Raw genomic sequence first — 23,963 nt, forward strand, 5'->3', positions numbered from 1 at the left:
ATTCTGGTCCGCCTTCGTGTGCCGCATATATCGCGGCATGGATCCCAGGGTCTCCGCGACGTCGCTTCGCTCCTGCTCCGCCCTGGGATGACGAAGGGATGGTGACTTTTGGCCAATCACCAGCGTTGTCGATTGGCAATTAGGGGCGGCGCCGACCTCCACAGTCCCTTTGGAGGAGCGAGATCAGCTAAAGACCACACCAAGGGCGGCTCGCTCCTGATCCGACGGACTTTCCAGCGCCGCCTCCGCGAAATCGTCGTCAAGCGGACCTATCACTCCGTCCAGCCAGGCCCAGTCCTGCGCAAGAGGCTCGATAATGACCCTCTGGCCGTGGCGGCTGATCAAAACCTCTTTGGTGTCGAAACGGTACTCCTTTGGCAAGCGCACCGCCTGCGAGCGGCCGGACCAAAACACCCTTGTCTTGCGCATGGCATCCACCTCCTCGTCACATTCGGCCAATTTCGAACCTGGGGTCCCGAACCCTGATCACGGCCCGCAGGCCGCCTGCGGCATCGGCTCCAGCCGGTAGACCTTGTCGTCGGAGCCGGTGTCGCCTTCCGCCGCCTTCGAGCACAGATCGACGATCGGCAGGCCGCTGTTCGGGTTGGCCAGCATCATCGTGCCGTTGGCGCCGCGGCGAAGGAAGACCTCCTTTTGCGCGATGTCGCAGGTGGCAGCACCCGTCTTCGCGCTCGCCGCGCAGCGCCATTGGTCGCCCTCGCCCTGGCAGTTATAGACCTGCGTGACCTTGGCCGATTTCTGCCGCGTGCTAACCGAAACGGCGATATCGGCGCCGCTTGGCCAATTGGCCGGATCGCCCTCCTTGGCGAAAGACGCCAGCTCGACCGGTCCGCGGAACACCCTGATCGACTGGGTCAGCTGGTCTGGATGCAAGCCGAGATGCGCCGCATCGTAGTCGCGTCCGTAGCAGAAGGCCTGGTCCAGCTTCAGTCGCTCACGCAATGGCGGGCCAAGGGCCGGGTCGATCGGGTCGATGCGCGCGAACTCCGCCTTGCAGGTCGCGGCCGGCATCGGGTCGAGCCTGAAGCCGTTGTCGTCCTTGCCCAGCGCCTGCCTTTCGTACTCCGCCTTGCCGAGCTCGTCTTCCGATCCGGCGTCGAGATAGAGGTCGGGCTGCACGTCCGAGACGATCAGCCGGCCTTTGTCGTCGACCTTCAGCGACGCCATGGTGCGATCGCAGTCCATGCCGCAACGGATCGGGCCGGTCTTGCCGTCCTCCGACTCATGACTGCACCAGCCGCCGAGCCATTCCGGCGCCTCGGCGCCGCGCACCGTCGTCGCCATGAAGCCATTGTAGGAGGAATCGATGCCGGCGCTCGGCTCCTCGTTTGGCCGGCTGACCGGATCGCGGCCGTAATAGAAGAAGATGCGCGTCACCTTCTGGTGCGGATGCGACTTGAGATGCGCGGCGTCGTAGACGCGGCCGAAGCAGGCGTCCTTGCCGTCGGGGCTGAGCTCGGTGAGTTTGAGCGTGTCATCGGCGAAAGCAGCGCCGGCGACGGCGGCAAGCAAGGCAACCCCGAGCCCGGCACCCACAAAGGTCCCCATTATGGTCCTCGACGTCATGCTACCCCTCCATTGCCCCGACAAGACGTGGCGTCAATTTATGCTAGGATCGAGGCCGAGGCCACGCAATTTGCGCGGGCCGGCTAAATGGGAGATGAAGCCATGCGACGCCGCGATATTTTCCGCGTCGGTCTTGCCGGGGCCGCCGGGCTTTTCGGGCTGCGCCCGATCAAGGCAGCAGCTAATGAAGTCAAGCCGGCGGCTTCCGAAGAAGAAAGGCAAAAGGTCGCCTATCACCTCAGCGACCTCGACAAGGTCAATTTCGTGCTCGGCAACATCAAGAACCACTTCGAAGGCACCGACGGCAAAGTCGACATCGCGCTTGTCGTGCACGGCCCAGCACTTGCCGCCTTCAAGTCGAAGGGCATATCGGCCGCCATTTCCGGGCGGTTCGCCGGCCTTGTCCAGGATGGGCTCAGCCCGCACGCTTGCGCCAATACCATGCACGGCATGGATATCGGCTTGGCCGACCTGCTCGACGGCTTCCATGCAGCCGACCGGGGTGGCGTCGTCAAGCTCGCCGAATTGCAACGCCAAGGCTACGCCTATCTCAGGCCATAGGCTTTTACGGACTTGAACGCGAGGACTGCGAGGGCCTACGAAGAGCAGGCAGAGTCCCCGGAGGAATAGACGTGCCAGCCACCACCACCCTTGTCAGCCCCTCTCTGGTCATCCCCGACCTTGCCGGAAAGGCGGTCCTGGTCACAGGCGCCTCGACCGGCATCGGCGCGGCGCTTGCACTTGCCTACGCCGGGCAGAAATGCCGCGTCGCGCTGCACTACAATTCGAGCCGTGCGGCAGCCGAAAACCTGGCCGCGACCATTCGCAACGGCGGCGGCGACGTGTTCCTCACCCAGGGCGATTTCTCGATCCCTGCCGATGTCGAGCGCGTCGTCGAGGACAGTGCGCAACATTTCGGCCGGCTCGACGGCCTCGTCAACAATGCCGGCGGCATGCTCGGCCGCGTGTCCTATGCCGAGCAGACCGAGGCGCATTACGACGCGGTGATGGACCTCAACGCGCGTTCCGTGCTGACAGCTTCGCGCAAGGCGATCCCATGGCTGAAGCGGCAGGGTGGCTTCATCGTCAACACCTCCTCGATCGCCGCGCGCAACGGCGCCGGCGGCGGCGCCGGCCTTTACGGCTCGGCCAAGGCCTTCGTCTCCAACGTCACGCGCGGCATGGCCAAGGAGCTGATCGGTTTCAACATCCGCGTCAACGCGGTGGCGCCCGGCACGATCGCGACACCTTTCCACGAGCGCTACTCGACCGACGACCAGATGAAAGGCATGATCGCCACCATCCCGCAGGGCCGCGCCGGCACCGCCGAGGACTGCGTCGGCGCCTATCTGTTCCTCTCCTCCGATCTGTTGAGCGGCTACATCATCGGCCAGGTGATCGAGGTCAATGGCGGGCAGTTGATGCCGTAGACGGCGAACTGCATACTCCTGGTTGCGTCATCTCAACGGAGCAAAGCGAATGTACGGACTGATCGGCAAGATGCGGGCAATGCGCGGCCAGCGTGACGCAATGATGGATATCCTGCTCGCCAGCACCAGCGCCATGCCCGGCTGCCTGAACTACATCATCGCCACCGACCCGGCCGATGCCGACGCGATCTGGGTGACCGAGGTGTGGACCGACGCCGAAAGCCACAAGGCTTCGCTGCAGCTGCCCGAAGTCCAGGCGGCAATCGCCAAGGCACGGCCGATCATCGCCGGCTTCGAGTTCCAGGTGGAAACGCATCCTGTTGGCGGCTTCGGGTTACCGGCGGTGAAGGCGGGATAGAGGGAGAGGCCGGCGGGACAGCGCCCCCCTCTGGCCTGCCGGCCATCTCCCCCTCTAGTGGGGAGATTGAATGTCACTTCGGCCTTCGCCAACCTCCAAAGAAGAGCGCTGTCGGCGAAGCTGCCAATCTCCCCACTAGAGGGGGAGATGGCCGGCAGGCCAGAGGGGGGCGCGAAGGATCGCTACGGATGGTTGTGCCATTACCACCCACGACCGTTTCCCCCGCAAAAAGGGTTCGCATTTTTCCGCCACCGGTCTAAGAGCCGATCTATGGATTCTTCCCCGAACCCGCCGGCCATCGAGCATCTGGCGCGGATCCACAAGGCTTGGCAGTGGCCGGTCCTGGTGGTGGTCTCGGTGCTGTTTGCCGGCGCGCTGGAACTCGCCGCCCTGCCCGCCGCGCTCTTGATCGGACCGATGCTGGCGGCCATCGCTGCCGGCACCAACGGCGCCACGGTGCGCGTGCCGCGGGTTCTGTTCGGCTCCGCCCAGGCGGTCGTCGGCTGCCTGGTCGCCAGTTCGATCTCGGCCGATATCTTTCCCGTCTTCTACAAGGAATGGCCGCTGTTCCTCGGCGTCGTGATGGCCACGGTCGCGGCATCCAGCCTGCTCGGCTGGCTAATCAGCCGCTGGCGCATCCTGCCCGGCACCACCGCGGTCTGGGGCTCGTCGCCGGGCGCCGCCACCGCCATGGTGCTGATGGCCGGTGCCTTCGGCGCCGACCAGCGCCTCGTCGCCTTCATGCTATATCTGCGCGTCATCTGCGTCTCGATGACGGCAGCCTTGGTGGCCAAGCTTTGGGTCGACACCTCAGGCATCGAGGTGCCAGCCATCGTCTGGTTCCCACCGGTCGACCCGCAGGGCTTGGCCGCAACGTTCGGCGTGGCGCTGGTCGGCGGCCTCACCGGAAAGCTTTTCCGGCTGCCGTCGCCGTTTTTCCTCGGCACCTTCATTTTCGGCACCGTGATGCATCTCGGGCTCGGCGTGACCATGCAGTTGCCACCCTGGCTGCTCGCCTTGAGCTATACGATGATCGGCTGGAGCATCGGCCTGAATTTCACCAGGGCCATTTTGCGCCACGCGGCCCGCGCGCTGCCGCAGATTGTCGGCTCGATCATTGCCCTGATCGTCTTTTGCGGCGGCCTCGCCTTCCTGATCAGCCGCCTGCTCGGCATCGATCCGCTGACCGCCTATCTGGCAACCAGCCCCGGCGGCATGGACAGCGTCGCCATCATCGCCGCCGCCGCGCAGCATGTCGACATATCCTTCGTCATGGCGCTGCAATCGGCACGCTTCCTGATCGTGCTTCTGGTCGGCCCAAGCGTGGCGCGGCTGGTGGCGAGAAGCCTGCGGGAGTAAAGACCAGCCGGGCAGCGCGTCAGCTGATCACCAGGCTCGATATACGCTCGCCGTCCAGCGTGAAGACCATATCGCCCTCGCCGTTGAAACCGTTGCCTTCGACCGCGATGCGAACGCGCCAGGTGCCGTCCTCCGCTGCGATGCCGAGGATGCGGAGCCTGGACTGCACGCCGATATTGTCCGACTGGTTCCAGCGCGCAATCTGGTCGCGGCCCTGGAACGACCTGCCCCAGTCGCTCAGAAAGGCATCGGCCGTGAACGTCTCGAGGAAAGCTTTGGTGTCGCCGGCATTGGTAGCTTCGACAAAGCGGCGGATGGCATCGGGCGTGGTCATTTCCTTCCTCCAGGTGGCCTAATCCAGCCGGTGCATCAGATCGTCGTCCAGCCAGCGGGCGAAGAAATAGACCAGTTGCTTGTGCCACCACGGCCAGTCATGGGCGACATCGCCGCCCCAGTAGTCGACCCAGGCCGGAATCGACTTGTCGCGCAGGATCTGTTCCAGCGCCTGCGTATCGGCCAGCATCCGTTCCTCCCAGGCACCCTGCCCGCAGCAGAAGATCAGCCGCAGCGCCTTCAGCCTGACAAGCAGCCCCGGATCGACGATACCCGGCAGGTAGTCGAGCGGCGAGTTGAAGAAAATCTGTCCGTCGAGCGCGCTGCCGAAGAAATCGTGGGTCGAATAGACCCCCGACAGCGCGATGACGCCGCTGGCCAGTTCCGGAAAGCGGAAGACGAAATTCGACGAATGATAGCCGCCCATCGAGCAGCCGCAAAACAGCGGCTTCAGCGTACGCCCGCCATTGGCCTCGGCTGCGACAGACAGGAGTTCCGGCAGCGCCTCCTCGCGCACATAGCGGAAATACGCTTCATGCCGGGCGATGCGATGGGCCGGCGCGGCATGACGGTCGAAGAAGGATTCCGCATCGATGCCGTCCAGCGTGAACAACTGGATGCGACCGGTGTCGACGAACTCGGCGAGAGCCGAGACGGCGCCGGAATCCTCGAACTGGTAGAACCGCCCTTGCGAAGTCGGGAACACAACCACGGGTCGGCCGGCATGGCCGTAGCGCTTGTACTCCATGTCGCGGCCGAGGTTGCGGCCAAAACCCTTGTGGTAGGAAACGTCCATCGCCTCACGCCTTTTCCGCATGGATGTAGTCGACCGCCCGGCGCAGCGCCTTCGGGTCCGTGGAGCGCAGCTGATAGGCGTAGTTTCCCATGGCGCGGCTGAAAACCTCCTCGATGGCGTGATGATGGACGATCATGTCGCCATGGGCGGCTAGCACGTCGGCATGGCTGTGCACATAGTTGAGGTGCCGCTTGCGGCTGGCATAGGCGGTGAAATACTTGCCCCTGTAAGGGCCCCCGGCGGTGTCCTTGACCACCATGTCGGCCCAGGCGGCATAGACATCGATATCGAAGGTGTAATTGATGGCATCGGTCATCCAGGCGCCGGGCGGCCGCATGTTGACCTCCAGCGCGATGACCCGGTCGTCCCTGGTTTCGAACAGCTCGATGTGGAAGAAGCGCTCGCGCACGTCGAACGCCTTGAGGATTTTCCTGCCGGCCTCCTCGACCGCCGGGCTGATCTCGGGAAAACAGACATAGCTCATATGGCGGTCGCGGTTGACCACCTCCATGACGCTCTGGTCATAGCGGTGGCTGGCGGCCAGCACCACCTCGCCGTCGCGGTTGACCAGCCCGTCATAGGTCACCACCAGCCCTTCGATGAACTGCTCCATGACGAAGCTGACGCCTTCCGGCTTGTCCCTGAAGAACCGGTCGAGTTCGCCGGCGTTGGAGATTTTGAAGGTGTTCGAGGCGCCGGAGCCGGAATCCGGCTTCACCACCACGGGATAGCCGACGCGGCGGATGAAAGTCATGGCGCCGGCGCGGTCGGAGCATTTGCGTTGCGGGATGGTTTCGACGCCGCTCTTGCGGAAGAATGCCCGCATGCGGCTCTTGCGTTTCAAATTCTTCACGAAGTCGAGCTTGGTGCCGAAGATGTTGAAGTCGGTGCGGATATTGGCTTCCAGCTCCAGCCAATGCTCGTTGAGCGATTCGAACCTGTCGACGCGGCCCCATTTGTGGATGAAATGGCCGATCGACCGGAACACCGGCTCGTACTCCTCCATGTCCTCGATGCGGTAATATTCCGAAAGGGCTGCCTTCAATTTGCCGTCCAGCGCATCGAACGGCGCATCGCCAATGCCGAGCACGGTGGCGCCGGCCTTCTTCAGCCGGTCGCAGAAATCGGCGCCGTTGGCTGGAAAATGCGGCGAGAAGAACACGAAGTTCATGGACGATTCCTCCCGGCGGCGAGCCATCGCACCCCCGCCGACAATCGACTCTGGCGCATTTGCCGGGCTCGGGGAAGAGCAACTGGATCAGGTGAGCGGTTGGGTCCGCGAAAGGTGACGCCAAAACCGTGAAATAAAAAACCCGCCTCGACGGCGGGTCCTCGGTGCCAATCAGCACCATACCCAAATTAGTAGCATAGCTGCCGGCACAAAGCAAGAACAAAGTTGCTATAATCAGGAAAAATCGCTTCCTGTCAGCGCCGCGCCTTCATTGCAGCCTGGGTTCCTCGCCCCACGAAAGTGGGGAGAGGTGGCTCGGCGAAGCCGAGACGGAGAGGGAACTGCGCCTATGAAGGCCCCCTCTCCGGCCGCTTTGCGGCCACCTCTCCCCCGCTTCGCGGGGGCGAGGAACCCAGGTCTTGAGGCTGGATCCGCAGCTTCTGCGACAGCGAGGCTCCCACTTGCCTCGCTTTGCCCGCTCCTGTATGAAAACCGCCATGAGCCCGCGCGCCACCTCTTTTGCGTCCCGTCCGACCGGCATTGCCGGCCAGACCGTCCGCGCGCTCGCCTCCGCCCTGCTGCTTCTCGGCCTTATCGGCGATCGCCGGGTTCGCTGAAGGAGCGCCCGGCGGTCGAATTCGCCGCTCACGCGCACGCTCCTTGGCCAGTCACAAATTGGCAAGTCACATCAAGCGAACGAAATTCTGGTAAAGGCGCCGCTCGCCACCAATCCGCCTGAAGCTGGATCCGCGAGCCGCCGGGAGAAACGACGATGAACGCACGAGAAGATATCCGTCTGAATGTAGAGGAAACCGCCAAGCCCGCGAAGGGCATGCCGGACGCCGCCCGCAAATACCAGCCCTATCCGACCGTCGGCCTTGCCGATCGCACCTGGCCTTCGAAAGTGATCGACAAGGCGCCGATCTGGTGCTCGGTCGACCTGCGCGACGGCAACCAGGCGCTGATCGATCCGATGGGCCAGGAACGCAAGGCGCGCATGTTCGCCCTGCTCCTCGACATGGGCTTCAAGGAGATCGAGATCGGCTTTCCGTCAGCCTCGCAGACCGATTTCGATTTCGCCCGCTGGTGCATCGAACAAGGCAACGTGCCCGCCGACGTCTCGCTGCAGGTGCTGGTGCAGTGCCGGCCGGAACTGATCACCCGCACTTTCGAGGCGCTGAAGGGCGCCACCAACCCGATCGTCCATTTCTACAACTCGACCAGCGAGCTGCAGCGCCGCGTCGTCTTCGAGAAGGACGTCGCCGGGATCAAGCGCATCGCCACCGATGCGGCCAAGATGATCACCGACATGGCGGCCAAGGCCGGCGGCGGCTATCGTTTCGAATATTCGCCGGAGAGCTTTACCGGCACCGAGCTCGAAGTGGCGCTGGAGATCTGCAACGCCGTCACCGAGATCGTCAAGCCGACGGCGGAAAACAAGCTGATCATCAACCTGCCCTCCACGGTCGAGATGTCGACGCCCAACATCTATGCCGACCGCATCGAGTGGATGTGCCGCAACCTCGACAATCGCGAGAACCTGTTGATCTCGCTGCATCCGCACAATGACCGCGGCACCGGCATCGCCACCACCGAGCTCGGCCTGATGGCGGGCGCCGACCGCGTCGAAGGCACGCTGTTCGGCAATGGCGAGCGCACCGGCAATGTCGACATCGTCACGCTGGCGCTCAACATGTACACGCAAGGCGTCGATCCCGGGCTCGACTGCTCCGACATCAACCGCATGAAGGACGTCTACGAATACTCCAACCAGCTGAAGATCCCCGAGCGCCATCCCTATGTCGGCGAGCTCGTCTACACCGCCTTTTCCGGCTCGCACCAGGACGCCATCAACAAGGGTATGAAGGCGCTGCGCAAGGCCAACACGCCGCATTGGGAGGTGCCCTATCTGCCGATCGACCCGGCCGATGTCGGCCGCAGCTATGAAGCCATCATCCGCATCAACTCGCAGTCCGGCAAGGGCGGCATCGCCTATGTGCTGCATGCGGATTACGGCCTCAACCTGCCGCGCAACCTGCAGATCGAGTTCAGCCAGGCCATCCAGGCGATCACCGACGCTGAAGGCAAGGAGGTGCCGGCCAAGCGCATCTACGAGCGCTTTCTCGACACCTATGTCGACCAGCTCGGCGCGCGGCTGAAATTCCTCGACCACCACACCTACCCCGACACCTGGGTCAAGGGCCGGCGCGTGGTGGAAGCGGTGATCCTCGACAGAGGCAAGGAGGTGACCATATCAGGCACCGGCACCGGCCCGATCGACGGCTTCGTCGATGCGCTGTCGCGCCATGTCGGGGTGCCGATGTCGGTGCTCGATTATTCCGAGCATTCCATGCAGCGCGGCTCGAATGCCTCGGCCATTTCCTATGTCGAGATGGAACATCCGGGCGGCAAGCTGTTCGGCGCCGGCATCAACACCAACATCGTCGCCGCCTCGCTCGAAGCCGTCGTTTCGGCCGCCAACCGCATCGTCGGCCGAAAGGACGGCTAGCCGGGACTGCCAGGCTCGCGCCATCAGCCCACCGGATATTTATCCGGTGGGTACGCTATCGCACCATAAGCAGATGCTTGTATGGCGGCGCCAGCGCTATATGATCGTACCTCAACCTGTGCCGAATTCGAAGGGATCGACACTTGCAGCATACCACGCCTGCCGCCCCCGCAGTGCGCGAAACGTTGGAGCGATTGCTTGCCAGCGAAACGTTCGGACGATCCGAGCGCGCGCGCAAGCTGCTCCGCTACCTGGTCGAGCGCGAGCAGGCAGGCGAAGCCGATAGGCTCAAGGGCTTCTCCATAGCGATGGACGTCTTCGGCAAGGACGGCGATTTCGACCCGTCGACCGATGCGGTGGTGCGGGTGCAGGCCGGCAGGCTGCGCGACCTGCTACAGCAGTATTTCGCCAACGAGGGCGTTGCCGAACCGGTCCGCATCGCTATTCCGCGCGGAGGCTATGTTCCATCCTACGAACTCAACGCCATTCGCTTGCCGGCGGAGGCCGAGGCAGAGGGCAAGCCGCAGCCGGCGACAGAGGAGGCGGCGGCGACCGCCCCGCCCGGATCGCCACAGGATACCCGCAACCGGGCACATCCGGCTGCATTGCTGAGCGTTCCAGCCGTGGCCCCTGCTGCACCTTCGCTGCAGCGCCATTTGCAGTTCTTCTGGCTGGCGATCGCGCTGGTCATCCTGATGCTGGGTGTGCTGATCCTTCGCCAGGGCAGCGTGGTATTGCTGACCGGCGGCGACACGGCGGTCGAGACCGCGGTGGCGACCGGCAGCATAGCAGCGCCTCCGGTTGAAACCCTCCCCCAGGTCTACATCGCCATCAAGGCCGACAGCGACGTGGCTCGCCGTGTCGCCGCATCGCTGCGCGCCGGCCTTAGCGGCTTCGATACCATCAATTTCATCGGCCGTGATGCCGACAGCCCGCCCGATCCACTTACCGACGCCGCCAGCTTCGTGTTCGATGTCCTGCCCGGGCCGCGCAGCGGCGACATTATGCTCGAGCTGCAGAGCGTGGCGACCGGCCGCGTGCTGCTGTCACGCAACCTGACCGCCGGCGACAGCGCGAACATCGCCATCGAGGACCAAATCTCCGGCATTTTGAGCTCGGCTCTTCCCGCCTCGGGCACGATCTACAACTACATCGAGCAGAGCGGCATCCAGACCGGGCTGACGGCGTGTCTGGTGCTCAACGGCAAATATTATCTCGACCAGAACGCCCAGACGCACGAAGCCGCCTACCGCTGCCTCGAAGATCTTGCCAACCGGGAGGCCAAGTCGTCGCTCGTCTATTCGGAACTCGCGTCCTTGCATCTCGAAGCGGTCACCGACCACTATCCCTACCCCGCCGACGCGACGATCGACAAAGCGATGACGTTTGCCCATCGCGCCATCCAGATGGGCCCGACCAGCCCCTACGCGCACCGCGCCCTTGGTTATCTCAATTCGCGCATGGGCGATTCCGCGGAATCGATCCGCTGGATGCGCAAGGCCTATGAGCTCAATCCCTACGATCTCGCAATGGCCGCAGCCTATGGCTACGGGCTGGTTTTCGCCAGCAGGTACAGCGAGGGCACCCCGATCCTTGCTCACGCCGTGGACATCGCCAGCGCCCATCCGACATGGTGGGATTACGGGCTCTTCGCCGGAGAGTTCATGATCGGCGACATGAACAAGGCCACGCTTGCCAGCGACGGCTTGCGAACGACGGAAATGAAATCGCATTATCTGGCGGCGCGGCTGATCGGCGCCAAGGCTGCCGGCCGCGAGAAGCTGGCGAGCAGGCTGCTGCAGGAACTGACCGCCAAATTCCCGAAATTCGTAGCCGATCCGCGCGCAACCTTCGTGGAGCGAAGATATCCCGCCGATCTGACCAACCGGCTGGTGGAGGCCCTGCGCGCCGCCGGGCTTGGCGGCGCCAGCTGACGTCTCCCGGCGCGTGCGCGACGTCAGGTGATCGCAAAAATTTTACTGGCCATCCGCACGGCCAAAGCGCAATTCAGACACAGTTTGAACCGGCCAATCTGATCCCCACATAGGTCTGATCCCGCATAAGACTGATCTCCGCACAAGTCTGACCTCCCGCAAAGACTGATCCTCGCATAGACCGCCCCCGGCATCCTGACTGATCCCGGCACCAATCCATAAAGTTTGCATGACCCCATCTCTTTACGCTGCCGAACGGGGCACCGGCCCGACAACGATTGCCTTCCTGCATGGCTTCGGTGGCTGTCACGACGACTGGCGCGACGTGGCCGCGTCCCTGGCACTCGGCGCGCGGACGTTGGCCTATGATTTGCCGGGGCATGGGCTGTCGCTCGATTTTCCGCGCGGCGGTCCGGCCAGGGTCGCAGCCAGTGCCGTCCTTGCGGATCTTTCCGCTCGCGGAATAAAGCGGGCCCATCTCGTCGGCCATTCGATGGGCGGCGCCGTAGCCGCCCTGATGGCATTGAGCGAGCCCGAAAGAATGGCGTCGCTGACGCTGCTGGCACCGGGCGGTCTTGGTCCTGAGATCAATGGCCCGCTGCTGCGCCGCTACGCCGCGGCTGCCGGCACCGACGAAATTCGCGCCTGTCTAGCCGCCATGTCGGGACCGCAAAGCCGGCCGCCGCTGCATAGGATCGATCTCCTCAACGGGATGCGGCAGCGTCCCGGCCAATTGCGGACACTTGTCGAGCTCGCAGCCGCAATGACCAGGGATGATCGGCAAGGTGTCATCCCGAGCGAGCGGCTTGAAACGCTGAACATGCCGGTGATGGTTGTTTGGGGAACCGACGACGCGATGCTGCCCGTCAGCCAGGCGGACGGCGTGCCGAAGCATTTTCACCTGCACCACGTGCTGGAAGCCGGCCATATGCTGGTCGAGGAAGCGCCCGGCCTGATCGTCGAGGCTGTCCGTCGCAATATGCGGCGCCGCAGCAGGCGGCTTCGCCCGGGATTAGCCGCGGCGGCGAGCTGATCGGGTCTCGCGCAGGCACGGCGGCGCCGCTGGTGCTCCTCCAGCGAACCCTTGCCCGGCCATCGATCTCGCAAGTGCATTTTGCCGGCGGCTGTGTTAATTCGGTGTTAACCAAACCCCGCGAGGCCACGCCGATGAAGGACGCAGGCGAGAACATCACCCAGATCGATCAGTCGCGAAAACTGTCCGATGCCATTCGCGACGTCAAGAACGCCTTCGCCGACCGCGACGACGTCGTCGTCGACATGCGCGAAGCGCATCGCATGCGGCTCGATCTGCTTGCCGCCGAACTCGCGCCGGTTTTTGGCGACGTGCCCACCGACATGGACAGTTTCGACTTCGCCGTCTCGTCCGGCCTGCAGCCACGGCTGTGGATCGACGCAGTCAGCCATGTCGCCATGGGACGCGACCGCCGCACCTACCGCTTTCTCAAGGACACGCGCATCGGCCGCGTCGTGCTCGCTGAGTCGACCGACATGAAGGTCGTTGCCGACCAGGTGACACGCTATGTCGCCGAGCGCGTCGTCGAACGCCAGAGAATGATGGAAGGCGGCATCGAGCAGGCCGTCGCCGGCCTGAAACGCGCCCTGGTGGCGGAGGCCGAGCCGCCGCTGCAGATCGCTGCGCGCAGCAATGGCTGGTCGGCGTTCTTCTCGGGCCTTGGCCTGATCGCCGCCGGCGCCCTGGTCGGCCTGGCGATTTCGCTCGTGCTGTTCTGGGACCGCATCGTCGCGATGAAAATCAGCTTCTAGAGCGGTTCATCGTTTCACGGAAACGCTGAACCGCTCTATCTCTTTGTTTTGACGCAATTCCGGACGGAAATCCGTTTTACACATTTCCTGGAATTGCTCTAGCCATCGACGCGTCGGCTTCGACGCCAAGCTCCATTGTCTGCAGGTCGCTGGGCGGCAACGCCGGCCCGGTCAGGCCGCGGCGCGTCAGTTTGATCCGCCAATTGTCCTTTTCACCGTCGATGTCGAGCAGATTGTATTGCGCCGGCGCATGCGAACTGCCGGGGGCCTGCCCGGCGGCGGCGACCCCGACCACCGGGATTTTGGTCTTGCGGGCGCCGATGAAGAAGAGCGACGGCACATGCGAATGGCCGTGCAGCACAAGCTCGGCGCCGTGCCGGTGGAGAACCTTATGGAAGCGGGAGATGCCGAACAGCCGCTTGTTCTGCGAAACGGCGCCGCGCACCGGCGGGTGGTGGATCATGATCACCCGGAACAGGCCGCGCTTGCCTGTGGCGTCGAGCATGTCGCGCAGCTGTTCCGCCTGGCCTTCCAGAAAGAAGCCGTTGGCCATGAAGGGAGCCGTGGCGCGCGCCGTCGAGACGCCGATCAGCGCAACATCGCCGCGTACCCGCAGATACGGAAAGGTGTTGCGGTCGACCGGCGTATTGACGCCGTCGCCGGTCATCCATGCCGCCCAGGACCGGCAGGTCTTGTCGAAGGCACCCGGCACATAGGCATCATGGTTTCCCGGCACCACCGACACGTCGTTGGGCGAGCCCAACGTCTCCAGCCAGTGCTTGGCCATCTCGAGCTCACCGTCGAGCGCCAGATTGACCAGGTCGCCGGTGATGGCGAGATGGTCCGGCCCGCTGGCCTTCATGTCGGCGACGATCGTATCGATGACCGCGTCGTGCATGTGGCGGCGGCGGTTGCGCTGCCAGTTGACGTAGCCGACCACGCGCTTGGAGGCGAGATCGCGATAGGTTACATCGGGAAGCGGCCCCAGATGGACATCGGAAATATGCGCGAGCCTGAACATCTTTTCTTCATAGGCGAGGCGCGCGCGGCTTTCCACTCACGGTTTCGCGGACGATGACGGCGCCGGATCCGGAGCAAGTCCTGCGCCAGACCGGATGGCCGGGCCTCAGGGCAAGGCTGTTCCACCTGTATTTCGTGCTGCGGCGGCCGATGACGCTCGGCGTGCGCGGCCTGATTCACGACCGCCCCTCCAATTCCGTCTTCCTCATCCGCCACACCTATGTTCCTGGCTGGCACCTGCCCGGCGGTGGCGTCGAGTTGGGCGAGACGATGATCGAAGCGCTGACACGCGAAGTCTTCGAGGAAGGCAACATCGCGCTGACTGGACCGCCGGTGCTGAAATCCCTGCATTTCAACCGCCGCGCCAGCCGGCGCGATCATGTCGGTCTCTATCTGGTCGAGGAGTTCAACCAGACAGCACCCAAACTGCCCGACCGCGAGATCGCTGAGGCCGGCTTCTTTTCGCTCGATCGTCTGCCGGAAGGCACGACGCCGGCAACTTTGCGGCGCATCGCGGAGATTCTTGGGGGTCAACCGGCACTACCCTATTGGTAGATCACGCCGCCTTCCTGAATCGCGCCCGGTCATGCGGCGCGCCATAGTCGAGCTCTGGCCCGACCGGCACGATCCGCGTCGGGTTGATGGTCTCGTGGCTGCGGTAATAATGCGCCTTGATGTGGTGCAAATTCACCGTGCCTGCGACGCCTGGCACCTGGTAGAGATCGCGCAGATAATTCGACAGGTTCGGATAGTCGGCGATGCGGCGCAGATTGCACTTGAAATGGCCGACATAGACCGGGTCGAAGCGGACCAGTGTCGTGAACAGCCGCCAGTCCGCCTCGGTGATGCGGCCGCCGACGAGATAGCGCTGCTTTGACAGGCGGTCCTCCAGCATGTCGAGCGTCGAGAACAATTCGCCGAACGCCTCCTCGTAGGCTGCCTGCGTGGTGGCGAAGCCGGCACGGTAAACGCCATTGTTGACCGCGGGATAGACCAGCGCATTGACCGCATCGATCTCGCCGCGCAACGGTTGCGGATGAAAATCGAGCTTTGCGTCTCCCCATTCGTCGAAGGCCGAATTGAGCATGCGGATGATCTCGGAGGATTCGTTCGAAACGATGGTTTGCTCGCGTTTGTCCCACAGCACGGGAACGGTGACCCGGCCCGAATAGCCGGGATCGGCCCTGGTGTAGATCTGGTGCAGGAAATCGAGGCCGTAGAGCGTGTCGCCGGTGGCGCCGTCCTCGGCCAGGAACGTCCAGCCGTCGGCGCCCATGAAATGATGGACGACCGAGATGGAAATCACGTCCTCGAGTTTCTTGAGCACGCGAAAGATCAGCGTCCGATGCGCCCACGGGCAGGCGAGCGAGACATAGAGGTGATAGCGGCCGGGCTCGGCCTTGAAGCCGCGTTTTCGCCCTTCGACCTGCGCGCCGTCGCGGGTCACCCAGTCGCGCCACTGTGACTGCGCCCGCACGAATTTGCCGCCGCTCTCCCCGGTATCGTACCAACGGTCCTGCCATTGGCCTTCGACTAGCAATCCCATGAAATGTCCTTTCGTGTTCCTGCCTGATGTAGGGCATGAAATGGACCTGCCGAAATCGCCAGCGCTGAACAGATCGTCAACGGCTGCGTCGTCGAGTGCGTGTCGATTGCGCCGGCCGATTGCGGCGACTGAAAATTGGTGCTAGCGGACAATCCGCATGTTCGACTTTGCCGTGATCCGGTTCGACCGACGACGAAAGAGCGCCCGCGCTTGACGAAGCGCTGACTGGCGAACGCTGCCGCTTGCAGCAAACCTTTCCTCGTATACCGGAACGCAAAGACCATGAGCCTTGCCGACGTGAAATACCTGCCGGAAACTCCGGCGCATGATCCTGAAATCGAAGCTATCAACGACGAGGCCTTCGGGCCGGGCCGTTTCGTGCTTGCCGCCTACAAGATCCGCCAAGGTGGCCCGCACGAACGCGCGTTGTCCTTCGTGGCCGTCGATGGCGCAATCGTCGTCGCCTCGGTACGGATGACGCGTATCGCCGCCGGTGCCGGCCGCGCGCTGATGCTCGGGCCGCTCGCCGTGCAGCCGGCCTTCAAAAATCTCGGTATCGGCCGCAAGCTGGTGGCAATCGCGCTGGAAGCCGCTGCCAAGGCCGGCGCGCCGGCCGTGATGCTGGTCGGCGACGAACCCTATTACGGCCCGCTCGGCTTCAAGAGGCTGGCGCGCGGGCAGATCTCGATGCCGCGTCCGATCGATCCCGACCGGCTTTTGGCGCACGAGATCCTGCCGGGCGCGGTGGCAAGGCTGGTGGGCGAGGTTTGCCACGCCGACCAGGGAAGGATAGCCGAGCACATCGCCGCGATGGCGTGACCATGCCGGCGCTGTTGCACGGTGGCTTGGCAGCATAGTCTGGGCACGGAGGAGGACGTCAAGATGAACCCGAACGGCCAGATTGCGATCGTCACCGGCGGCGGCTCCGGCCTTGGCGAGGCGACGGCGCGCGCTCTTGCCGCCGGCGGCGCCAGGGTTGCCGTCCTCGATCTCGGTATCGAGCGTGCGGCCAAGGTGGCGGCCGACATCGGCGGCATCGCCGTCCAATGCGACGTGAGCGACGCGGAGAACGGTGCCACCGCGGTCGCGGAAGTGGCAGAGACCCTCGGCGAGGTCCGCATCCTGGTCAATTGCGCCGGCATCGTTATCGGCATGAAGACGATCGGCAAGGACGGACCGCATCCGCTCGACCAGTACCGCAAGGTGATCGAGGTCAATCTGATCGGCACCTTCAACATGATCCGCCTGGTCGCCGACCGGACCGCCAGGCTCGAACCGCTGCTGGGCGGCGAGCGCGGCGTCATCGTCAACACCGCATCGGTCGCGGCCTATGACGGCCAGATCGGCCAGGCGGCCTATTCCGCGTCCAAGGCCGGCGTCGTCGGCATGACGTTGCCGGTGGCGCGCGATCTCGCCCGCTCCGGCATTCGCGTCTGCACCATCGCGCCCGGCATCTTCAGGACGCCGATGATGGCCGGCATGCCGCAGGAGGTGCAGGATTCGCTCGGCGCCGCAGTACCCTTCCCTTCCCGTTTGGGCGAGCCTTCGGAATACGCGGCACTTGCCCTGCACATCATCGAGAACCAGATGCTCAACGGCGAGACCATTCGCCTCGATGGCGCCATCCGCATGGCGCCGAAATAAAAGCGACGGTGGTGCCTTGGACGAACCCAGGAAAGACGTGATCCGCGCGACCGACGCCGAGGCGATCAGGCTGGCAAAGACGCTGATCCGCAGCGCCCGTTTCGGCGCGCTGGCGGTGCTCGAACCAGGAACCGGTTCGCCGCTGGCCAGCCGGGTCGGCGTCGCCACCGACATCGACGGCACGCCATTGATCCTGGTGTCGATGCTGTCCGCCCATACCGGCGCTATCCTTGCCGACCCGCGCTGCTCGTTGCTCGTCGGCGAACCCGGCAAGGGCGATCCGCTGGCGCATCCGCGATTGACGCTCGTCTGCCGCGCCGTGCGGCTCGAACGCGGCTCGAACGAACATGCCCGCGCCGAGCGGCGCTACCTCAACCGCAATCCCAAGGCGAAGCTCTATGCCGGGCTCGGCGACTTCTCGATCTTCCGGCTCGAACCGGAGCGCGCCAGCCTGAACGGCGGCTTCGGCAAGGCCTATCTGCTCGACCGCACCGATCTGGTCGCGACGGGAGCGATCGTCGAAGAGCTTGCCGCCGGCGAGCAATCGGCACTCGACCACATGAACGCCGACCATCTCGATGCGATTGCCCTCTACGCAAGTCACTTCGGCGGGGCCGAGAGTGACGGCTGGATCGTCACCGGGTTCGACGCCGACGGGATGGATCTCGTATCGGGCGACAATGTCTGTCGGGTTTTCTTCCCCGAGCCGCTGAGAGCGGCACGCGACCTCAGGCCTGTCCTGGTCGACATGGCAAAAGCTGCCCGATCGGCAAATTGATCACAGCCGCAGAGTTAATCGGCTTGCATGGAAAGCAAGCCTTGAGATTTGAGCGAAATGTTCTACCTTTGCGAGTGACGCTGAATCGCTGGCGTGCATCTATAGGGAAAGTCTATGGAATCCGACGCTATTGCCCCCATAGCGGCGGATGAGCAAGAAGGCATGGGGGATCTATGGTCTCGAACAAACTAGTCGCCAACGCCGGAACCGCGGCTGCGTTTCTGACGCTGATGGGCAACGAAAAACGTTTGTTGATCATGAGCTATCTGGCCGAGGGCGAAATGTCGGTCGGCGCCATAGCCGAGAAAGTGTCGCTCAGCCAATCCGCCCTGTCACAGCATCTGGCCAAGCTCAGGGCTTCCGAGCTCGTCGAGACCCGCCGCGATCGGCAAATGATCTATTATTCCTGCAAATCCGAGGCGGTGCGCGAATTGCTGCATATGCTGGACGGCATTTTCGGCGAAGGTGAACTGTCGCAAATGGCTCACCGGCTGCGTCGCGCCGGGACCTGAGCGGCCGGGGCGGAGAACGCCCCGCCAAATCCGCTTTGCTGCCAAGTCCACCTTGCTACTGAACGCGCTCGTCGGCGGTCTGCGCCATCTCGTCTTTGAACTCGACCTTCGTGCCCGGCTGCACCATGGAGGCAAGATCTTCGGCATCCCAATTGGTCAACCGGATGCAGCCATGCGAAAAGGTCGTGCCGATCTTGCCTGGTTCGGGCGTGCCGTGAATGCCGTAGCTTTCGATGGAGAGATCGATCCAGACCGATCCTACGGGATTGTTCGGCCCGGCAGCGATGGTGAAGGGCCGCTTGGTTTTGACCCCCTTGAAAGCGAAGTCCGGATCGTAGTGGTAGGTAGGGTTGTGGACCACACGCCTGACCTCTGCCGTGCCGCTTGGCGCCGGCTTCTCCTCGCTCCCAATCGAGGCGGGGTAGACCGCCAGCCATTTGCCGGCACGGTCGAGCACACGCACCTGGCGAGCGCCCTTGTCGACCTCGATGGCGTCAACGCCGGCGGGAGGGTCGCCCCTGTCGACATCCGGCACCACCAAGGTCCTGCCTGGTTTCCTGAGGCTGGTGCCCGGATTGAGCATTCTCAGCAATTGTTCGCTGACGTGGAAGCGCTCAGCCAACCTCTCCACCGCATTGCGATAGCCGAGCCGCCGCAAGCTGGCCATCCTCTCCAAGCGGGCCGGAATACGCCTGGTGAAAGGTCCGCGCACATCCTTGCGCATCACCTCATAGGTCACCAGCACCGGCTTGGCGGAGGTTGCGACGAGTTTGCTCCAGGTTTGTGGACTGAGCTTGCCATCGGGCGGAAGTCCGTTTGCCGCCTGAAACGCGGCGACGGCCTTGGCGAAGTTCTGGGAAAGGCGACCGTCGATCAGGCCCGGCGAGAAACGGGCGCGATCCAGAAGGATCTGCGCCTTCAGCAGCGTCGGATCGACACCCTTCGGTTCGCCGATAGTGAATTGGGCCTGATTGACGGTGGCTGGATCGAGCTTGGCCGCGCGAGCCACGCCGCATGCGAGGGTAAGCGTGGCGGCAAAGACGAGGAGGAGCCTGATCATTGATGTCCTCCCAGGACCGCAGCAGGAGCCCGCTTCTATGACGCGGCATGGCCCCATGCGGTTCCTTCGCTCTATCGAAAATTCTGCATTGAAACGGCTTGGCCGACGAGCCGTGCCGCGGGAATCAAGATTTCCCTGTCGCTAAGAGGCAGGCAGGCCCAATCTGAGCCCGGCATCCACCTGATTGGGCTTGACCGTTCGAACGACGTGCATCCATTTGGACGCTGAGATACGGTCTGAGCTTCGGATCCTGCATCATGCCTTCCGAAACCGAATCCCGATTCGCGGCCGACGCCATGGTCCGCCGAGGAAGCCATGAATCCGATCCGCATAGACGACCCGCAGGATCCCCGCGTCGCCGCCTATCTCGACATCCGGGAGCGAGATCTTGCCGGCCGGCAAGGCCGTTTCGTCGCCGAAGGCAAGGTGGTGCTCGACACGCTGCTTGCCGCCCGGCGCTTCGAGGCAGAATCGGTGCTGGTACTCGAAAACCGGCTGGCCGGCCTCGATGACGTCCTGCGCAAGGCGCCTGCCGGGCTTCCGATCTATGTCGCATCCGGCGAAATCATGGACAGGATCGCCGGATTCCACATGCATCGCGGCATATTGGCGATCGGCCGCAAAGGTACGGCCATCTCCGCTGAGGCCTTGCTTGGCGCACTGCCCGCCCGCACGCTGATCGTGGTGCTGGTCGGCATCGCCAATCATGACAATATGGGTTCGATCTTCCGCAATGCCGCCGCCTTTGGCGCGGATGCCGTGCTTCTCGATCCGACCTGCTGCGATCCGCTGTACCGCAAGGCTATCCGCGTCTCGGTCGGCGCCGCCTTGAAAATTCCCTTCGCCTGCTTTGCCGACGCCGCCAGCTGCATCGCAATGCTCGACCGGCAAGGCTTCAGCCAATTCGCCTTGTCGCCGCGCGGGCAGATCGACATTCGCGATGCCAAGAGAAACGAGCGGCTGGCGCTCTATCTCGGCACCGAGGGCGAAGGCCTGCCGGAAAGCCTGCTTGCCCGCCTGCAGACGCTGCGGATCGGTATGGCGCAAGGCTTCGACAGCCTGAACGTCGCCGCCGCGTCAGCCATCGCGCTGCATCATTTTTCCGGAGCCTAATGCATGTCGCGCAAAGTGTGCAGCGGTTTTGCGGTAACGACATGCATCAAAACAAGAACCTAAAGCGTCGCATGAGGCCGATCGAACGCGACGCGCTTTAGAGCCGGGGCGTCCCGCGCTCGCGCTTGCGGAATCTCAGTCGGTCGAAGCGGCCTTCTGCAGCGCCCGCACGCGATCGGCAAGGCTGCGTCCGCCGCTCCCCGGCCGCGTATCCTCAGGCGCTGCAAGCGCCCGGGCGATCGGCGAATCCGGCCCGTCGAGCTTTGCCGTCAAGGCCACGACTTGCGCCGCCAGATCGTTCATCTCTTCGCGCAATGCGGCGCTGGCGCTGCCGGTATCGTCTCCGGCCTGTGATTTCGATGTTTCGACGGCAGCAAGATCTGTCTTCAGCCTCCTGTTCTCGCGTGCCAGCGATGTCAGCCTGGCCTCCAGCCGCTCGCGCTCGGCATCGAGCTTGGCGGTTGCCTTTTCGATGTCGCCGTTGGCGGCCACATTGACCTGACTGCCTGGCACGCCGGCAAGGCCCACCGCAGGCGCCCTTTCAGCGCCTTTCGGCTTTTCGCGAAGGCGCACCAGTTCCTTCTCGCGGCGCTCCAGCCTGTCCTCGCGATCGGCCAGCGTGGCGAGCAGGCGTTCGACCTTCTTTTCCAGGTCGCCGGTTCTTTTCTTCTCGGCCTTCAGCGCGTCCCGCAAAGCCTTGCTTTCGGCTGCCAATTCCTGGCTGCGCCTGTCCGCCTCCTTGCGCTGGCCGCGCAGCAGCGAAATGTCGCTCGCCAGCTTCTGCAGCTCGGATTCGCGCGCCACCAGCTCGATCTGCCGGCTGCTGGACGAAAAACTGGCGTCGTCATACATGTGCTCCAGTTTTCGCAGTTCGAGCCCGCGCTTTTCGAGCGCGCGCTCGGTCTCCGCAAGCCGCTCCGACAGCTGCTGCAGCTGCTCGTCGCGCTTGCGAAGCTCCTCGCCTCTGGTTGTGAGGTCGGCGACGACCCGGTTCTTGTCCTGCCGCTCGGCCGCCAATTCCTTCAGGGCTTCGCGGTCGCGGCCGATCTCGACCAGCTGCTCGGCGGCCTTCTCGCGCAATGACTTGACGGTCATTTCAAGCCGGCGCACCGAAACGGCGAACTCGGCGCGAATGCGATCCTTGTCCGCCTGGATCTCGGCCAGCGTCAACGGCATCGAGCCCTCGACGCGCTTGCGCGTCAGCGCCACCGCCCGCCGCCACACGGCCGGGGCAATCATCAGCGCCAGAAAGCCCGCGCAGAGAAAGCCGAGGACAAAGAACAGGATCGACTGGACCAAGATGACTATCCGTTGTGCATGGCAACCGCCAAAGGTCGACTTTGCCATCTTCGCATGACGGAAATCCGGCGCCACGGCAAGAGTATGCCGCGGCAAAGCTCAGACCGTGGGATCACAGGTCCAATCGCAGTGGCGCCATCATGCAGGTCAGAACGGATTCCAGGTCGCGCGCTGGGTGAGCTTGAGGTAGCCGAGATTCACGCCGAGACGGGCGCCGACGCCGGTACGAATCGGTACGAGCAGCACATTGTTGTTCTTCAGCACATTGAAGCCAACGCCGGCGACGACATAGGCGGAGCCGGCGACGCCGCCAAAACGGTTATAGAGGCTGCTCACATCGTCGAGATTGTAGACCAGCATCATGACGCGCGAGCCCTCGCCGCCGAAATCCCAGCCGAGCGACGGGCCTTGCCAGAACACTTTGTGATCGCCGGCATTCTTGGTGTAGAGCGTGCCTTCGCCATAGGTCAGGCCACCGATCAGCGCCCCGGACCCCTCTTCGCCGAGCAGATAGCCGTTCGGCAGGCCATAGGTGGCGAAAATCTTCTCGACGACGGTGGCGAGCCCGCCCGATGTCGCGCCGAAGAATTTATGACCGGAATCGACGATCTCCTGTGCGGTGTATTCGTCGGCCCGCGCGGCCGATGCCGAAAAGGCGACAAGGCCGATGAGGGCGATCGTCATTGAGATGACACGGAAAAAAGTCCGGTCGTAGAATCGGGAAACCATGCTTCCAATCTCCGTCAGGGAGCACTTTCGCCGACGCCTCGCACCCGTACGGCTCTTTGGCGGCCGTTAAGGATGACTGTTAGGGGCAAACTATGCCGTAATCCTTTTTCAACCATTAAACTCTCACATGAAGATGGCGGTTCGAAGGCTGTTTCGCATCGCCCGCGCAGCACCCTGCTGCGTGAACACACCATTTTCGACAATCATGATTTTGGATTTGTTGCTGCACGCACAGGCGCTGTGTATTCAGAATGCTTGGGAGAGAGCGTGATTCGTGTGGACAGGCGTGATCATGATCGCCCGGTCATTGTGTTGTGAAATTTGCAGGGATTTTTGCCGATGGCCGAGCTTTTCACCCTTTCCGCACCCGACCTGGCAGCGCTGCTGTGCAGCCGGGTCTGCCACGACATCATTTCGCCGGTCGGCGCCATAAACAACGGACTTGAGCTGCTCGACGAAGGCGGCGCCGACGAAGACGCCATGAAGCTGATCCGCCAAAGCGCCAAAAACGCCTCCGCCCGCCTGCAATTCGCCCGCATCGCCTTCGGCGCCGCCGGTTCCGCCGGCATGCTGATCGACACCGGGGACGCCGAGGCCGTGGCCATCGCCTTCCTGAAGAACGAGAAGCCGGAACTGATCTGGAACGGAACCCGCGCACTGTTGCCCAAGAACAAGGTCAAGCTGCTGCTCAACCTCATCCTCGTCGCCAACGCCGCCATTCCGCGCGGCGGCAGGCTGGTGGTCACGCTGGAGAACCTCGAGACCGAGCCGCGCTTTGCGCTCGCGGCGAGCGGCCCGATGCTGCGCGTGCCGCCCAAATTCCTGGAATTGCATTCCGGCCACAGGCCGGAAGAGCCGATCGACGCGCATTCGGTGCAGCCCTATTACACGCTGCTCCTGGCCCGCGAAGCCAACATGACGATTTCGATCCATGCGACCGCCGACGAGATCGTCCTTTCTGCAGTCTGAAGTTCTGCTAAGAGCCGGGAAAGTATTTTCT

Annotated in this window: 26 protein-coding genes; 16 read left to right on the plus strand and 10 right to left on the minus strand. The window is 63.6% G+C overall.

The window, feature by feature from the left end:
- Positions 1-183: 183 nt before the first annotated feature.
- Positions 184-459 (minus strand): antitoxin, encoded by a 276-nt coding sequence (locus NKH70_RS18045; protein WP_502908369.1) that lies wholly within the window; start codon positions 457-459, stop codon positions 184-186.
- Positions 460-486: 27 nt separating this feature from the next.
- Positions 487-1,587, minus strand: coding sequence for a hypothetical protein (locus NKH70_RS18050; protein WP_352713264.1), 1,101 nt, complete (start codon positions 1,585-1,587; stop codon positions 487-489).
- A 102-nt stretch (positions 1,588-1,689) separates the two neighbouring features.
- On the opposite strand from NKH70_RS18050, the gene NKH70_RS18055 reads away from it, so the two are divergent.
- The 4 genes from NKH70_RS18055 to NKH70_RS18070 all read left to right on the plus strand — a co-directional run bounded on the left by NKH70_RS18055 (position 1,690) and on the right by NKH70_RS18070 (position 4,734).
- Positions 1,690-2,148 carry a DsrE family protein gene (locus NKH70_RS18055; protein ID WP_352713267.1) on the plus strand — a complete coding sequence of 153 codons (459 nt, stop codon included), beginning with the start codon at positions 1,690-1,692 and terminating at the stop codon, positions 2,146-2,148.
- A gap of 71 nt (positions 2,149-2,219) precedes the next feature.
- On the plus strand, positions 2,220-3,017 hold the full coding sequence (locus tag NKH70_RS18060) for an SDR family NAD(P)-dependent oxidoreductase (protein WP_353025776.1): 798 nt from the start codon (positions 2,220-2,222) through the stop codon (positions 3,015-3,017).
- Between the two features lie 49 nt (positions 3,018-3,066).
- Positions 3,067-3,375, plus strand: a complete 309-nt coding sequence (locus NKH70_RS18065) for a putative quinol monooxygenase (protein ID WP_352713272.1) — start codon at positions 3,067-3,069, stop codon at positions 3,373-3,375.
- Positions 3,376-3,645: 270 nt separating this feature from the next.
- Positions 3,646-4,734 (plus strand): AbrB family transcriptional regulator, encoded by a 1,089-nt coding sequence (locus NKH70_RS18070; protein ID WP_352713275.1) that lies wholly within the window; start codon positions 3,646-3,648, stop codon positions 4,732-4,734.
- A gap of 19 nt (positions 4,735-4,753) precedes the next feature.
- On the opposite strand, the gene NKH70_RS18075 is transcribed toward NKH70_RS18070, so the two are convergent.
- The 3 genes from NKH70_RS18075 to NKH70_RS18085 are packed head-to-tail and all read right to left on the minus strand — an operon-like array spanning position 4,754 to position 7,034.
- Positions 4,754-5,068: a nuclear transport factor 2 family protein gene (locus NKH70_RS18075; protein ID WP_352713278.1), complete on the minus strand. Its 315-nt coding sequence runs from the start codon at positions 5,066-5,068 to the stop codon at positions 4,754-4,756.
- A gap of 18 nt (positions 5,069-5,086) precedes the next feature.
- Positions 5,087-5,863: an esterase family protein gene (locus NKH70_RS18080; RefSeq protein ID WP_352713280.1), complete on the minus strand. Its 777-nt coding sequence runs from the start codon at positions 5,861-5,863 to the stop codon at positions 5,087-5,089.
- Between the two features lie 4 nt (positions 5,864-5,867).
- Entirely contained in the window at positions 5,868-7,034 is a 1,167-nt protein-coding gene (locus tag NKH70_RS18085; RefSeq protein ID WP_353025778.1) for an ATP-grasp domain-containing protein, read from the minus strand.
- 772 nt (positions 7,035-7,806) lie between these two features.
- Here NKH70_RS18085 and leuA point away from each other — a divergent pair.
- The 4 genes from leuA to NKH70_RS18105 all read left to right on the plus strand — a co-directional run bounded on the left by leuA (position 7,807) and on the right by NKH70_RS18105 (position 13,262).
- Entirely contained in the window at positions 7,807-9,543 is a 1,737-nt protein-coding gene (gene leuA, locus NKH70_RS18090) for a 2-isopropylmalate synthase (RefSeq protein WP_353025780.1), read from the plus strand.
- A 143-nt stretch (positions 9,544-9,686) separates the two neighbouring features.
- Positions 9,687-11,477 (plus strand): tetratricopeptide repeat protein, encoded by a 1,791-nt coding sequence (locus tag NKH70_RS18095; protein WP_352912565.1) that lies wholly within the window; start codon positions 9,687-9,689, stop codon positions 11,475-11,477.
- A 229-nt stretch (positions 11,478-11,706) separates the two neighbouring features.
- On the plus strand, positions 11,707-12,510 hold the full coding sequence (locus NKH70_RS18100) for an alpha/beta fold hydrolase (protein WP_352912566.1): 804 nt from the start codon (positions 11,707-11,709) through the stop codon (positions 12,508-12,510).
- A 134-nt stretch (positions 12,511-12,644) separates the two neighbouring features.
- Positions 12,645-13,262: a hypothetical protein gene (locus tag NKH70_RS18105; protein WP_254819130.1), complete on the plus strand. Its 618-nt coding sequence runs from the start codon at positions 12,645-12,647 to the stop codon at positions 13,260-13,262.
- Between the two features lie 76 nt (positions 13,263-13,338).
- Here the strand turns inward: NKH70_RS18105 and NKH70_RS18110 are convergent, their stop codons facing one another.
- The gene (locus tag NKH70_RS18110; RefSeq protein WP_352912630.1) at positions 13,339-14,283 is read right to left on the minus strand and encodes a metallophosphoesterase family protein; all 945 of its coding nucleotides are present in this window, start codon (positions 14,281-14,283) and stop codon (positions 13,339-13,341) included.
- Positions 14,284-14,336: 53 nt separating this feature from the next.
- Between NKH70_RS18110 and NKH70_RS18115 the strand changes: the two genes are divergently transcribed.
- Positions 14,337-14,837: an NUDIX domain-containing protein gene (locus tag NKH70_RS18115; RefSeq protein ID WP_352912567.1), complete on the plus strand. Its 501-nt coding sequence runs from the start codon at positions 14,337-14,339 to the stop codon at positions 14,835-14,837.
- Between the two features lies 1 nt (position 14,838).
- Here NKH70_RS18115 and NKH70_RS18120 read toward each other — a convergent pair whose 3' ends face one another.
- Positions 14,839-15,828: a glutathione S-transferase family protein gene (locus NKH70_RS18120; RefSeq protein ID WP_352912568.1), complete on the minus strand. Its 990-nt coding sequence runs from the start codon at positions 15,826-15,828 to the stop codon at positions 14,839-14,841.
- 282 nt (positions 15,829-16,110) lie between these two features.
- Here NKH70_RS18120 and NKH70_RS18125 point away from each other — a divergent pair, with 282 nt between their 5' ends.
- From NKH70_RS18125 to NKH70_RS18140, 4 genes are all read left to right on the plus strand, one after another.
- Positions 16,111-16,647 (plus strand): GNAT family N-acetyltransferase, encoded by a 537-nt coding sequence (locus NKH70_RS18125; protein WP_353025783.1) that lies wholly within the window; start codon positions 16,111-16,113, stop codon positions 16,645-16,647.
- A 63-nt stretch (positions 16,648-16,710) separates the two neighbouring features.
- Positions 16,711-17,472: a 3-hydroxyacyl-CoA dehydrogenase gene (locus tag NKH70_RS18130; RefSeq protein ID WP_352912570.1), complete on the plus strand. Its 762-nt coding sequence runs from the start codon at positions 16,711-16,713 to the stop codon at positions 17,470-17,472.
- Entirely contained in the window at positions 17,444-18,250 is an 807-nt protein-coding gene (locus NKH70_RS18135) for a HugZ family pyridoxamine 5'-phosphate oxidase (RefSeq protein WP_352912571.1), read from the plus strand. The genes NKH70_RS18130 and NKH70_RS18135 overlap by 29 nt, the downstream gene beginning before the upstream one ends.
- A 173-nt stretch (positions 18,251-18,423) precedes the next feature.
- Complete coding sequence (locus NKH70_RS18140; RefSeq protein WP_352466769.1) at positions 18,424-18,762, plus strand: ArsR/SmtB family transcription factor; 339 nt, start codon at positions 18,424-18,426, stop codon at positions 18,760-18,762.
- A 55-nt stretch (positions 18,763-18,817) separates the two neighbouring features.
- On the opposite strand, the gene NKH70_RS18145 is transcribed toward NKH70_RS18140, so the two are convergent.
- A complete protein-coding gene (locus tag NKH70_RS18145) occupies positions 18,818-19,822 on the minus strand; it encodes a L,D-transpeptidase (RefSeq protein ID WP_352912572.1) in 1,005 nt (334 codons plus the stop codon).
- Between the two features lie 315 nt (positions 19,823-20,137).
- On the opposite strand from NKH70_RS18145, the gene NKH70_RS18150 reads away from it, so the two are divergent.
- Complete coding sequence (locus NKH70_RS18150) at positions 20,138-20,935, plus strand: TrmH family RNA methyltransferase (RefSeq protein WP_352912573.1); 798 nt, start codon at positions 20,138-20,140, stop codon at positions 20,933-20,935.
- Positions 20,936-21,070: 135 nt separating this feature from the next.
- Here NKH70_RS18150 and NKH70_RS18155 read toward each other — a convergent pair whose 3' ends face one another.
- Together NKH70_RS18155 and NKH70_RS18160 are read right to left on the minus strand one after the other, a co-directional pair.
- Positions 21,071-22,234 (minus strand): coiled-coil domain-containing protein, encoded by a 1,164-nt coding sequence (locus NKH70_RS18155; protein WP_352912574.1) that lies wholly within the window; start codon positions 22,232-22,234, stop codon positions 21,071-21,073.
- 147 nt (positions 22,235-22,381) lie between these two features.
- Entirely contained in the window at positions 22,382-22,918 is a 537-nt protein-coding gene (locus tag NKH70_RS18160; protein WP_292660010.1) for a DUF1134 domain-containing protein, read from the minus strand.
- A gap of 117 nt (positions 22,919-23,035) precedes the next feature.
- Here NKH70_RS18160 and NKH70_RS18165 point away from each other — a divergent pair, with 117 nt between their 5' ends.
- Together NKH70_RS18165 and chpT are read left to right on the plus strand one after the other, a co-directional pair.
- Positions 23,036-23,281, plus strand: a complete 246-nt coding sequence (locus tag NKH70_RS18165) for a hypothetical protein (RefSeq protein WP_352912575.1) — start codon at positions 23,036-23,038, stop codon at positions 23,279-23,281.
- A 21-nt stretch (positions 23,282-23,302) separates the two neighbouring features.
- On the plus strand, positions 23,303-23,932 hold the full coding sequence (gene chpT, locus NKH70_RS18170) for a histidine phosphotransferase ChpT (RefSeq protein ID WP_023679558.1): 630 nt from the start codon (positions 23,303-23,305) through the stop codon (positions 23,930-23,932).
- Positions 23,933-23,963 lie beyond the last annotated feature (31 nt).

Source organism: Mesorhizobium sp. M0991, assembly GCF_040318915.1.
GTDB lineage: Bacteria > Pseudomonadota > Alphaproteobacteria > Rhizobiales > Rhizobiaceae > Mesorhizobium.